This is a genomic window from Pseudomonas sp. PDM19 (assembly GCF_014852215.1).
Classification (GTDB): Bacteria; Pseudomonadota; Gammaproteobacteria; order Pseudomonadales; family Pseudomonadaceae; genus Pseudomonas.
In genome coordinates, this window is sequence record NZ_JACVBG010000002.1 from 504,479 (window position 1) to 517,194 (window position 12,716).

The window sequence follows — 12,716 nt, forward strand, 5'->3', positions numbered from 1 at the left end:
ATGTGGTGTGACGGGGCAGGGTAGTCGAGCAGGAAACTGTATACAAGTTTCCGGGGCCGGATGGCCGGCCCCGGAACGCGCCTCAGCCGATGGTGATCGGCGGCAGGGCGGGCAGTTCGATGTTGAGCTTCTCGGTCGGCGCCATGACTTCGGCCTCGCCTTTGACCACCGCCTTGCCGTCCTGGTTGAGCACGGTAGTGCTGATGCGCACGCGGTTCTTCGGCAGCTTTTCCAGCACTTCCAGTTCTACTGTCAGTTCGTCGCCGAGCTTCACCGGGCGGGTGAAGCTCAGGTTCTGGCCGAGGTAGATGGTGCCCGGGCCGGGCAGGGTGGTGGCGATCGCCGCGCTGATCAGTGCCCCGGTGAGCATGCCGTGGGCGATGCGCTCCTTGAACTGGGTGGTGGCGGCGTACTCGGCGTCCAGGTGTACCGGGTTGCGGTCGCCGGAGACCTCGGCGAACAGCTGGATGTCACGCTCGGTGACGCTGCGCTGGAAGTTGGCCTTCTGGCCGACTTCGAGTTCTTCGTAAGGGACGTTCTGTACGGAAGTCATAGGGGCTCCTCGGTTCTCTCGACCTGCGGGACGGGGCAGTGCGCCGCCAGCCAGTCGATCAGGTTGCGGGTGACCTCGTCGCGGTTGCTCTCGTTGAACAACTCGTGGCGAGCGTCGGGATAAATCTTCAGTTGGACGTCACGAACCCCGGCCCGGGTCATCGCCTGGGCGAGATCGTTCAGGCGCTTGCCCTGGCTCACGGGGTCGCACTCGCCGCCGATCACCATCACCGGCAGGTCGCTGCGGATGCGCGACAGGTGCTCGACGGGCGTTATATCCGCCAGACCGCCGAGCAGGTCCACCCATAGCTGGTTGCTGCAGCGGAAGCCGCAGAGCGGATCGGCGACGTATTTGTCGACTTCAACGGGGTCGCGGCTGAGCCAGTCAAAGGCGGTGCGGTTGGGTTTGAAGGCCTTGTTGAACGAGCCGAAGGACAGGAAGTCGATCAGCGCGCTGCGCCCCAGCGGGCCCTGGCGCCAGCGCTCGAAGCGGGCGATCACGCGGGCGCTGTTGTACAGCGCCACTGGCTGGTAGTTGGAGCCGGACAGCACCGCCGCCTTCACGCTGGCGCTGTGCTGCATCAGATAGGCGCTGCCGATGTAGCTGCCCATGCTGTGGCCGAGCAGGATGATCGGCAGGTCCGGGTGTTCCTCGCGCACATGCTGGTTCAGCGTATGCAGGTCGCCGATCACCTTGCCCCAGCCGCCGCGGTCGGCGTAGTGGCCCAATTCGCCGTTCTCGGCGGTGCGGCCATGGCCGCGCTGGTCGATGGCGTAGAGGTGGTAGCCGGCTGCGTTCAGCGCAAGCCCCAGGCGCTCGTAGCGGCCGGCGTGCTCGGCCATGCCGTGGGACAGCATCAGGGCGCCGCGGGACGGGCCTTCCGGCGCCCAGTGGCGGGTGTAGAGCGGGGGCTCGTCGCTGGCGGCAAGCCAGTAGGCGGCGTAGGGCATGGGGTCCATCCTGTTTCTTGTTCGTCGATTCTTATTGGAATGGGGCCATGGAGCGGGCCAGACGGGGCGATTCTGCCACGCCGGGACATCTTCTGTATGGATTGCCGACAGCACCCGGCTATTGTCGTGTAAGTCCCGTCCTAGGCGGCCGTCGGCTCTATCCCGCGCCATGCAGGGATGGTGGCGCAAGATTCACGCAGTCTATGACGCCGCCTGGAGTCTTTGCGATGACCAAAGGAACTGCTAGCTTCCGTCGAATGACCGCAATGACGGTTCGGTTTCGCTCAGGTATGAGGACAAGAATAAATGCAACCTGATTTCTGGAACGACAAACGCCCGGCCGGCGTGCCCAGCGACATTGACCTGACCGCCTACAAATCGGTGGTGGAAGTCTTCGAGCGCTCCTGCAAGAAATTCGCCGACCGTCCGGCCTTCAGCAACATGGGCGTGACCCTGACCTACGCCGAGCTGGACCGCCTGTCCGCCGCCTTCGGCGCCTACCTGCAGAAGCACACCGACCTCAAGCCCGGCGACCGCATCGCCGTGCAGATGCCGAACATCCTGCAATACCCCATCGCCGTGTTCGGTGCCCTGCGCGCCGGCCTCATCGTGGTCAACACCAACCCGCTCTACACCGCCCGCGAAATGCGCCACCAGTTCAAGGATTCCGGCGCCCGTGCGCTGGTCTACGTGAACCTGTTCGGCAAGCTGGTGCAGGAAGTGCTGCCCGATACCGGCATCGAATACCTGATCGAGGCGCAGATGGGTGACCTGCAGCCCGCGCTCAAGGGCCTGCTGGTCAACACCGTGGTCAAGCACGTGAAGAAGATGGTGCCGGAGTACAACCTGCCCCAGGCCGTCTCCTTCAAGGCCGCCCTGCGCCAGGGCCGCGGCCATGGCCTGCAGCCGGTCAAGGTCGGCCTGGAAGACATCGCGGTGCTGCAGTACACCGGCGGCACCACCGGCGTGGCCAAGGGCGCCATGCTCACCCACGGCAACCTGGTGGCGAACATGCAGCAGGTGCATGCCTGCCTGCAGCAGCACGGCCCGGACGGCAAGCCGCTGATGCAAGTCGGCAACGAGGTGATGATCGCGCCGCTGCCGCTGTACCACATCTATGCCTTCACCGCGAACTGCATGTGCATGATGGTCAACGGCAACCACAACGTACTGATCAGCAACCCGCGCGACATTCCCGGCTTCATCAAGGAGCTGAAGAAGTGGCGCTTCTCCGCGCTGCTGGGCCTGAACACCCTGTTCGTCGCGCTGATGGATCGCCCGGAGTTCAAGGAACTGGACTTCTCCAACCTGAAGGTCACCAACTCCGGCGGCACCGCGCTGGTCACCGCTACCGCCGAGCGCTGGAAAGCCACCACCGGCTGCACCGTGGTGGAAGGCTACGGCCTCACCGAAACTTCCCCGGTGGTCAGCACCAACCCCTACGGTGATGCCGCGCGCCTGGGCACCGTCGGCCTGCCGGTGCCGGGCACCGCGCTGAAAGTCATCGACGACGACGGCAACGACGTCGGTCTGGGCGAGCGCGGCGAGCTGTGCGTGAAGGGCCCGCAGGTCATGAAAGGCTACTGGCAGCGCCCGGACGCCACCGCCGAGGTGCTGGACGCCGAAGGCTGGCTGCGCACCGGCGACATCGCGGTGATCGATCCGGACGGTTTCACCCGCATCGTCGACCGCAAGAAGGACCTGATCATCGTCTCCGGCTTCAACGTCTATCCCAACGAGATCGAGGACGTGGTCATGGCCCACCCGAAAGTCGCCAACTGCGCGGCCGTCGGCGTGCCGGACGAGAAGTCCGGCGAGGCGGTGAAGCTGTTCGTGGTGGCCCGCGAGGGCGGTGTGACCGTCGAGGAGCTCAAGGCCTACTGCAAGGAAAACTTCACCGGCTACAAGGTGCCCAAGCACATCGTGCTCAAGGACGCCCTGCCGATGACCCCGGTGGGCAAGATCCTGCGCCGCGAGCTGCGCGAAACCGCCTGAAGCGAGCGTGAATGAAAAAGGGGGCTGATCCTGGATCAGCCCCCTTTTTTATTGCCGGTTGTCAGCCTGGGCTGGTCAACCGCCGCAGCCGCCACAGCAGCTGTTCTTCTTGCGCAGGATCTCGTAGAGATCGTCCTTGAGCTGCAGCTTCTGCTTCTTCAGCGCCTCGATGGTGTCATGGGAGGCAGGGGTGATGCCGGCTTCCATGTTCTTGATCTCCTGGTCGAGATCGTTGTGGCTATGGAAGAGCTTGGCGAAATGCGGGTCTTCGGCTTTCAGGCGGGTAATCTTTTCGCGGTATTCGGGAAACATGAGGGTTCTCCAGGAGAGTGCACCAGCACTTTGCGAGATCCCGCCCCGGAGAGTGTTGAGGCAGATCATTGAAGACGCCGCGAGGCGCTGCGCGAAATCGCCTGATCGAACTCCGACGATATACCCTGTCGCGGCAACCGGTCCGAGGAGCACTTTCCGTTCTTTTTTCCGGTTTCATTTCTCTGAAATCCACTTTGTCGGACAATCCAACAAGGCTGCGAGCCTTCTGGCACGGGCTTTTCCGACGAGTGGAGTGTTGGTGACCGGAAAGCCTGTCTCTGGTCATTTTTCTTACTGACAAGGCTGTGTTTGGTGCTGGTCGCTGTTTCTCAAAGCTGCTAATCTCGGCCCGCTTTTCGCTCCCCGAGCAGGGGAAAGCGACATAAACACAACAAAGAACCGCGAACGCGGTAAAGATGAGCTGTTGCTTAGGAGTGGGCTTCCATGACCGACAATTTCTGGAAGGACAAATACCCAGTGGGGATCGCTGCCGAGATCAACGCTGACCAGTACCCGAACATCCTCGCGGTACTCAAAGAATCCTGCCAACGTTTTGCAGACAAGCCTGCCTTCAGCAACCTGGGCAAGACCCTGACCTACGGTGAGATGTACAAGCTCTCCGGGGACTTCGCCGCCTACCTGCAACAGAACACCGATCTCAAGCCCGGCGACCGCATCGCCGTGCAGCTGCCCAACGTGCTCCAGTACCCGGTCGTGGTCTTCGGCGCCATGCGCGCCGGCCTGGTCGTGGTCAACACCAACCCGCTGTACACCGCGCGGGAAATGGAGCACCAGTTCAACGACTCCGGCGCCAAGGCGCTGGTGTGCCTGGCGAACATGGCGCACCTGGCCGAGGAAGTGCTGCCCAAGACCGGCATCCGCAACGTCATCGTCACCGAAGTGGGTGACATGCTGCCGCCGCTCAAGCGCTTCATCGTCAATTTCGTGGTCAGGAACATCAAGAAGATGGTTCCGGCCTACAACATCCCCAATGCGCAGAAACTCACCGATGTCCTGGCCAAGGGCCGTGGCAAGGCGGTGAAGGAAGTCTCGCCGCACAACGACGACGTCGCCGTGCTGCAGTACACCGGTGGCACCACCGGCGTGGCCAAGGGCGCGATGCTGACCCACCGCAACCTGGTCGCCAACATGCTGCAGTGCAAGGCACTGATGGGCGCCAACCTCAACGAAGGTTGCGAGATCCTCATCACCCCGCTGCCGCTGTACCACATCTACGCCTTCACCTTCCATTGCATGGCGATGATGCTCACCGGCAACCACAACATCCTGGTGACCAACCCGCGCGACCTGGCCAGCATGGTCAAGGAACTCTCGCAGTGGAAGTTCACCGGCTTCGTCGGCCTGAACACCCTGTTCGTCGGCCTGTGCAACAACGAAGGCTTCCGCAAGCTGGACTTCTCCGCACTGAAGCTGACCCTCTCCGGCGGCATGGCCCTGCAACAGGCCGCTGCCGAGCGCTGGAAGGACGTCACCGGCTGCGCCATCTGCGAAGGTTACGGCATGACCGAAACCAGCCCGGTGGTCTCGGTAAACCCGTTCCAGAACATCCAGATCGGCACCATCGGCATCCCGGTTCCGTCGACCCAGTGCAAGGTCATCAGCGATGACGGCCAGGACCTGCCGCTGGGCGAGCGCGGCGAGCTGTGCGTCAAGGGCCCGCAGGTGATGAAGGGCTACTGGCAGCGCCAGGAAGCCACCGACGAGATCCTCGACAAGGACGGCTGGCTGCGTACCGGCGATATCGCGATCATCCAGGAAGACGGCTACATGCGTATCGTCGACCGCAAGAAGGACATGATCCTGGTGTCGGGCTTCAACGTTTACCCCAACGAGCTGGAAGACGTGCTCGCCACCCTGCCGGGCGTGCTGCAGTGCGCCGCCATCGGCATCCCGGACGAGAAGTCCGGCGAGGCGATCAAGGTCTTCGTGGTGTCCAAGCCGGGCGTCACCCTGACCAAGGAGCAAGTCATGCAGCACATGCACGACAACCTCACCGGTTACAAGCGTCCCAAGTCCGTGGAGTTCCGCGACAGCCTGCCGACCACCAACGTCGGCAAGATCCTGCGCCGCGAATTGCGCGACGAAGAGCTCAAGAAGATCAGGGCTTAAGCCGATATACAAGAAACCCGCCGCAAGGCGGGTTTTTTGATGGGGCAAGGAAGCCATGTCCCTTATCTGCCTGAGGTGAACGCCTTGAACACTGCCCTCCGTTTGCGCGCCAAGGTCCTGCTCCTGGCCATCGTGCCGATCCTCCTCCTGACCCTGCTGTTGTGCGCCATTTCCACTGTTGCCCTGAAGCAGCTGGCGAGCCAGCAGGAAGCGCAGATCCGCGAGAACCTCACCCAGGACCGCGAAGCCCAGTTGAAGAACTTCGTCGACGTGGCGCTGGCTGCCGTCGGCCCTGTCTACCAGGCCGCCACCCAGGGTGATGCCCAGGCGCGCGAACAGGGCATCGCGATTCTCAAGCGTCTCGAGTACGGCAAGGGCGGCTACTTCTGGGGCTACGACACCCGCTCCGTGCGCGTCTTCCAGGGCACCAGCGACGAGCGCCTGGGCGAGGACTTCAGCACCTATCGCGATCCGAATGGCGTCTACGCCATCCGCGAGCTGGTGGCGGCGGGCCAGAGTGGCCAGCATTACGTGCGCTACAGCTTTACCCTGCCGGGCGGCAACGCCATCGTGCCGAAGATCGGCTATGCCCACTTCCTGCCCAAGTGGAATTTGGTGTTCGGCACCTCGCTGAACCTCGACGACGTCGAGCGTGAAGTGAAGGAGGCCGGCGCCGCCTTCGACGCCAAGATCGACAACCTGCTGCTGCTCATGGGCGGCGCAGCGCTGGCGCTGCTGGTGGTGATCGGCGTGCTCGCCGGGCTGTTCAGCCGCACCATCGTCCAGCCCATCGTGCAGGTGCGCGACAACCTCGACGACATGGCCGCCGGAGACGGCAACCTGACTCACCGCCTGAACCTCGGTCGCCATGACGAGCTGGGCGAGCTGGCCGGCTCGTTCAACCGTTTCGTCGAGAAGATCCATGTACTGGTCCAGCAGGTCGCCGGTACCACCCAGCAGTTGTCCGGGCTGGTGGGCGACGTGGCCCAGCAGGCGCAGCGCTCCGAACGCGCGATGGATGGCCAGCGCCACGAGACCGACCAGGTCGCCACTGCCATCAACGAGATGACCGCCGCCGCCCAGGAAGTGGCGCGCAGCGCGCAGCAGGCGGCCGACGCGGCACAGCAGACCGACCGTGAAGGCCAGGCGGCCAAGCGAGAAGTGGACCTGTGCGTCGCGCAGATCAACGACCTGGCGGGCGAGGTGCGCAGCAGCAGCGACTCCCTCGACACCCTGCGCCAGGATGTTCAGGGCATCGTCGGCGTGCTGGAAGTGATCCGTTCCATTGCCGAGCAGACCAATCTGCTGGCGCTCAACGCCGCCATCGAAGCCGCCCGTGCCGGCGAGGCCGGACGTGGTTTCGCCGTGGTCGCCGACGAAGTCCGCGCCCTGGCCAGCCGCACCCAGCAGAGCACCGGGGAAATCCAGCAGATGATCGACCGCCTGCGCGGCACCACGGAAGGCTCGGTGAGTGCCATGCAGCGCGCCAGCGACATGGCCGAGCGCACCCGTGGCCAGGCCAACCAGGCCGGCCAGTCGCTGGACGCCATCGCCCAGCTGATCGGCACCATCAACTCGATGAACGCGCAGATCGCCAGCGCCGCCGAGGAGCAGACTGCGGTGGCCGAGGAGATCAACCGCAGCGTGCACCAGATCGCCGGCGGCGTGGACAGCGTGGCGGACGACGCCGCCAAGGGCGCGCGTACCGCGACCGAGCTGAACGGCCTCGGCGAGCGCCTGCGCCAACTGGTAGGCCAGTTCCGCATCTGATCCGGCGGGGCGCAATGCCCCGTCAATCCGGGTCGCCAAGCAATCGGATTGGCGGCCCGTGCCGGTCTTTTGCGACAATTCCCGAATTGTCGCCATGACAGCCCATTCCAGGGACCGGCTCCGCACCTGCTCGCGCCGCTCCCGCCTGATGCCCGCGAAGCCGATGACCACAGACAGTACGCCGACCCCCGAACAGCTCCTGCAGCGCATGGATCACGCGATGATCCGCGACCGCCATCGCCTGCGCCGGCAGCTCCACGAACTGCGCAAGCACCCCGACGAGGCCAAGCTCGCCCAGTGGGCCGAGCGCTTCCAGGCCTCCTGCGCCAAGGCCGAGGCACGTCGTGCGAGCATCCCGAAGATCCGCTACGACGACAGCCTGCCCATCGCCGCCAAGCGCGACGAGATCAAGGCCGCGCTGGAAAAGAGCCAGGTGGTGGTGATCGCCGGCGAGACCGGCTCGGGCAAGACCACCCAGCTGCCGAAGATCTGCCTGGAGCTGGGCCGTGGCACCCATGGCCTGATCGGCCACACCCAGCCGCGCCGGCTGGCCGCGCGCAGCGTGGCGACCCGCGTTGCCGAGGAGATCGGCACGCCGTTGGGTTCGCTGGTTGGCTACCAGGTGCGTTTCGAAGACCAGAGCGACGACAGCACGCTGATCAAGCTGATGACCGACGGCATCCTGCTGGCCGAGACCCAGCATGACCGTTACCTCGAGCGCTACGACACGATCATCGTCGACGAAGCCCACGAACGCAGCCTGAACATCGACTTCCTGCTCGGCTTCCTGAAAACCCTGCTGCACCGCCGGCCGGACCTGAAGCTGATCATCACGTCGGCGACCATCGACCTGGAACGCTTCTCCAAACACTTTGGCGATGCGCCCATCGTCGAGGTCTCGGGGCGCACCTACCCGGTGGAAACCTGGTACCGCCCGCTGGCGGCGGAAGTAGACGAGGACGGCGAAGCGCTGTTCGACGACCTCTCCGTGGACCAGGGCATCCTCCGCGCGCTGGACGAGATCGCCGCCCACGAGCGCGAAATCGGCAAGCGCCCCGGCGACGTGCTGGTGTTCCTCCCCGGTGAGCGCGAGATTCGCGACGCCGCCGACATGCTGCGCAAGGCCAACCTGCGCCACACCGAAGTGCTGCCGCTCTATGCGCGGCTGACACCGGCCGAGCAGCAGAAGATCTTCGCACCCATGCCGGGGCGCAAGATCGTGCTCGCCACCAACGTCGCGGAAACCTCGCTGACGGTACCGGGCATCCGCTATGTGATCGACAGCGGCACCGCGCGGATCAGCCGCTACAGCTACCGCGCCAAGGTCCAGCGCCTGCCCATCGAAGCCGTCTCGCAGGCCAGCGCCAACCAGCGCAAGGGCCGTTGCGGCCGGGTCGAGCCGGGCATCTGCGTGCGCCTGTACAGCGAGGAAGACTTCAACGGCCGCCCGGCCTTCACCGATCCGGAAATCCTGCGCACCAACCTCGCGGCGGTGATCCTGCAGATGCTCCACCTGCGCCTGGGCGACATCGAGGCCTTCCCCTTCATCGAGCCGCCGGATGGCAAGGCGATCAACGACGGCTTCACCCTGCTGCAGGAACTCTCGGCAGTGAACCGCGAGGGCCAGCTGACGCCGCTGGGCCGCCAGCTGGCGCGCCTGCCCATCGACCCACGGCTGGGGCGCATGCTGCTGGAAGCGGCGCAACTGGGCAGCCTGCCCGAAGTGCTCACCGTGGCCAGCGCGCTGTCCGTGCAGGACCCGCGCGAGCGGCCGATGGACCGCCAGCAGGCCGCCGACCAGGCCCACGCGCAGTGGAAGGACCCGGACTCGGACTTCGCGGCGCTGATCAACCTCTGGCGCGGCTTCGAGGAGCAGCGCCAGGCGCTGGGCTCCAACCCGCTGCGCAACTGGTGCCGGAAGAACTTCCTGAATTACCTGCGCCTTCGCGAGTGGCGTGATGCGCACCGCCAGCTGACGCTGATCTGCCGTGAGCTGCAGCTGCCCTTCGGCTCCAAGTCGGAAGGCGCCCAGCGCAAGAGCGAGCCCGCTCGCGCGCAGGCCACGCAGCACGACAACCGTGGCCGTCAGCCGGTCGCCAAGGCGGACGAGCCGAAGGCCCGTGACATCGACTACGCCGCCGTGCACAAGGCGATCCTCTCCGGCCTGCTCAGCCAGATAGGCCAGAAGGCGGAGGAGGGCGATTACCTCGGCGCGCGCCAGAGGCGTTTCTGGATTCACCCCTCCAGCGTGATCGGCCGTAAGAAGCCGCAGTGGATCATGGCCGCCGAGCTGGTGGAGACCACCAAGCTGTTTGCCCGCATGGTCGCGAAGATCGAGCCGGACTGGCTGGAGCCGCTGGCCGGGCACCTGGTGAAGAAAAACTACCTGGAGCCGCACTGGGAAAAACGCCGTGGCCAGGTGGTGGCCTACGAGCAGGTCACCCTCTACGGCCTGATCATCATCGGCCGTCGCCCGGTGAACTACGGCCCGATCGACGCGCCGGTGTCCCGCGAGATGTTCATCCGCGAGGCGCTGGTGCGTGGCGAGATCAACAGCCGCGCCAAGTGCCTGGCAGCCAACCGCCAGTTGCTGGAGAAGCTCGACGAGCTGGAAGCCAAGGCGCGCCGGCGCGACATCCTGGCCGACGAGGAAACCCTGTTCGCCTACTACGACGAGCGCTTGCCGGCGGACATCTACCAGTCCGCCAGCTTCGAGAAGTGGTACGAGCGCGAGCACAAGCAGCAGCCGGACCTGCTGATCATGCGCGAGGAGGACGTCCTCGCCCGTGACGCCAGCGAAGTCACCGCCGGCCTCTACCCGGACCGCCTGCGCCTGGGCGACCTGCAGCTGCCGCTCACCTATCACTTCGAGCCCGGCCACGTGCGTGACGGTGTGACCGTGCGCGTGCCGGCGCCGCTGCTGCCGCAGCTGCCCGCCGAGCGCCTGGAATGGCTGGTGCCGGGGCTGCTGGAGGCCAAGTGCATCGAGCTGGTGCGCAGCCTGCCGAAGGCGATCCGCAAGAACTTCGTGCCGGTGCCGGACTTCGTCCGCGCCGCGCTGGGCAAGATGGTCTTCGCCGAGGGCGGGTTGTCCGAATCCCTGGGCCGCGAGCTGCAGCGCATGACCGGCAGCCGCGTACCGGAAGAAGCCTGGGCGGAGGCCGAGACCCAGGTGGAAAGCCACCTGCGGATGAACATCGAAGTGGTCGACGCCCGTGGCAAGTTCCTCGGCGAAGGCCGCGACCTCGTTGAACTCACCGCGCGCTTCGCCGAGGCCAGCCAGGCTGCGCTGGCGATCCCGCAGGCGGACAAGCCGCAGAAGCCGGTGGAGGCCAAGGGCTTTGGCGAAGTCGCGGAGAAGCTCCAGCAGAAGGTCGCCGGGCTGTCGATGACGGTCTACCCGGCGCTGGTGGAAGAGGCCGGCGTGGTGAAGGAAAACCGTTTCCCGACCCAGGCCGAGGCTGACTACCAGCACCGCCGCGCCCTGCAGCGCCTGCTCCTGCAACAGCTCGCGGAGCCGGCCAAGTTCCTGCGCAGCAAGCTGCCGGGGCAGACCGACATGGGCCTGCTCTACCGCGAGCTGGGCCGCGTCGAGTCACTGGTGGAAGACATCCTGCTGGCCAGCCTGGACAGCGCCATTCTCGACGGCGAAAGCAACCTGCCGCGCGATGGCGCCGGGCTTGCGTCGCTGGCCGAGAAGAAGCGAGGCGCCTGGACCGAGCACGCCGAGCGCATCGCCCGCTTGACCCTGGAAATCCTCAAGCTCTGGCACGGTCTGCAGAAGCGCTTCAAGGGCAAGGTCGACCTCGCCATGACGGTGCCGCTGAACGATGTGAAGGGCCAGCTGGCCAAGCTGGTCTACCCCGGCTTCGTCCGCGACACGCCGTTGGAATGGCTGAAGGAATACCCGCGCTACCTGAAAGCGATCGAGCAACGTCTGGACAAGGTCGCCGGTCAGGTCCAGCGCGACCGCGTGTGGAGTGGCGAGATGGCCGGTTACTGGGAGCAGTACTCGGCGCGCGTGGCCAAGCATGCCCAGGAAGGCAAGCGCGACCCGGAACTGGTGATGTACCGCTGGATGCTGGAGGAATACCGCGTCTCGCTGTTCGCCCAGCAACTGGGGACGAAGGTGCCGGTGTCGGACAAGCGCCTGTCGAAGCAGTGGAGCCAGGTCGAGGCTTGAGCTGCAGTCGCCTGTAGGAGCGGGCCATGCCCGCGATTCGCGCGCATGGTGTGCTCCTACAGGAAATACTCCGAGGTCAGTCGCGCTTGGGGATGTTCAGCCCGCGCTGCACCGCCGGCCGTGCGAGGAATTTCTCCAGCACACGCTTCACGTTCTGGAAGTGGTCGAAGCCCACCAGGTCGCCTGCTTCATAGAAGCCGACCAGGTTGCGAATCCACGGGAACGTGGCGATGTCGGCGATGGTGTAGCGTTCGCCCATGATCCAGTCGCGGCCTTCGAGGTGGCGGTCGAGCACGCTCAGCAGGCGCTTGGACTCGTCCACGTAGCGCTGCAGCGGGCGCTTGTCCTCGTAGTCCTTGCCGGCGAATTTGTTGAAGAAGCCGATCTGGCCGAACATCGGGCCGATCCCGCCCATCTGGAACATCAGCCATTGCAGGGTTTCATAGCGGCCGCTGGCGCCGGGGGCGATCAGCGAGTCGGTCTTGTCGGCGAGGTAGACCAGGATCGCGCCGGACTCGAACAGCGCCAGGGGTTTTCCGTCCGGGCCGTTGGGGTCGAGGATCGCCGGGATCTTGTTGTTCGGGTTCAGCGAGAGAAATTCCGGGGACATCTGGTCGTTGCGCTCGAAGCTGACCAGGTGCGGCTCGTAGGGCAGGCCAAGCTCTTCCAGCATGATCGATACCTTCACGCCGTTGGGCGTGGGCAGCGAGTACAGCTGCAGGCGGTCAGGGTGTTCGGCGGGCCATTTGCGGGTGATGGGGAACGCGGAAAGGTCTGACATGCATACTCCGGTCAGGTGAGCGGGATCTTGAGTCGGCCCTCA

General features: G+C 65.2%; 7 protein-coding genes and 2 pseudogenes. 5 read left to right on the forward strand and 4 right to left on the reverse strand.

Annotated features, from left to right (window positions below; genetic code table 11):
- Window positions 1-82 precede the first annotated feature (82 nt).
- Entirely contained in the window at window positions 83-553 is a 471-nt protein-coding gene (locus tag IB273_RS10585) for a MaoC family dehydratase (protein ID WP_138215376.1), read from the reverse strand.
- Window positions 550-1,503, reverse strand: coding sequence for an alpha/beta hydrolase (locus tag IB273_RS10590; RefSeq protein ID WP_192224028.1), 954 nt, complete (start codon window positions 1,501-1,503; stop codon window positions 550-552). Before IB273_RS10590 ends, IB273_RS10585 begins: the two co-directional genes overlap by 4 nt.
- Window positions 1,504-1,809: 306 nt before the next feature.
- Here IB273_RS10590 and fadD2 point away from each other — a divergent pair, with 306 nt between their 5' ends.
- On the forward strand, window positions 1,810-3,498 hold the full coding sequence (gene fadD2, locus IB273_RS10595; RefSeq protein WP_081515859.1) for a long-chain-fatty-acid--CoA ligase FadD2: 1,689 nt from the start codon (window positions 1,810-1,812) through the stop codon (window positions 3,496-3,498).
- Between the two features lie 75 nt (window positions 3,499-3,573).
- Here fadD2 and IB273_RS10600 read toward each other — a convergent pair whose 3' ends face one another.
- A complete protein-coding gene (locus IB273_RS10600; RefSeq protein WP_192224029.1) occupies window positions 3,574-3,810 on the reverse strand; it encodes a YdcH family protein in 237 nt (78 codons plus the stop codon).
- 444 nt (window positions 3,811-4,254) lie between these two features.
- Between IB273_RS10600 and fadD1 the strand changes: the two genes are divergently transcribed.
- From fadD1 to hrpA, 4 genes and pseudogenes are all read left to right on the forward strand, one after another.
- Window positions 4,255-5,940 (forward strand): long-chain-fatty-acid--CoA ligase FadD1, encoded by a 1,686-nt coding sequence (fadD1, locus tag IB273_RS10605; RefSeq protein ID WP_081515857.1) that lies wholly within the window; start codon window positions 4,255-4,257, stop codon window positions 5,938-5,940.
- Window positions 5,941-5,979: 39 nt separating this feature from the next.
- Window positions 5,980-6,852: pseudogene (locus tag IB273_RS31925) on the forward strand (cache domain-containing protein); the annotation flags it as partial.
- 258 nt (window positions 6,853-7,110) lie between these two features.
- Window positions 7,111-7,710, forward strand: a pseudogene (locus IB273_RS31930) (methyl-accepting chemotaxis protein); the annotation flags it as partial.
- A gap of 163 nt (window positions 7,711-7,873) precedes the next feature.
- The gene (gene hrpA / locus IB273_RS10615) at window positions 7,874-11,893 is read left to right on the forward strand and encodes an ATP-dependent RNA helicase HrpA (protein ID WP_192224030.1); all 4,020 of its coding nucleotides are present in this window, start codon (window positions 7,874-7,876) and stop codon (window positions 11,891-11,893) included.
- Between the two features lie 76 nt (window positions 11,894-11,969).
- Here the strand turns inward: hrpA and IB273_RS10620 are convergent, their stop codons facing one another.
- The gene (locus IB273_RS10620) at window positions 11,970-12,674 is read right to left on the reverse strand and encodes a glutathione S-transferase N-terminal domain-containing protein (protein ID WP_192224031.1); all 705 of its coding nucleotides are present in this window, start codon (window positions 12,672-12,674) and stop codon (window positions 11,970-11,972) included.
- Window positions 12,675-12,716: the final 42 nt, after the last annotated feature.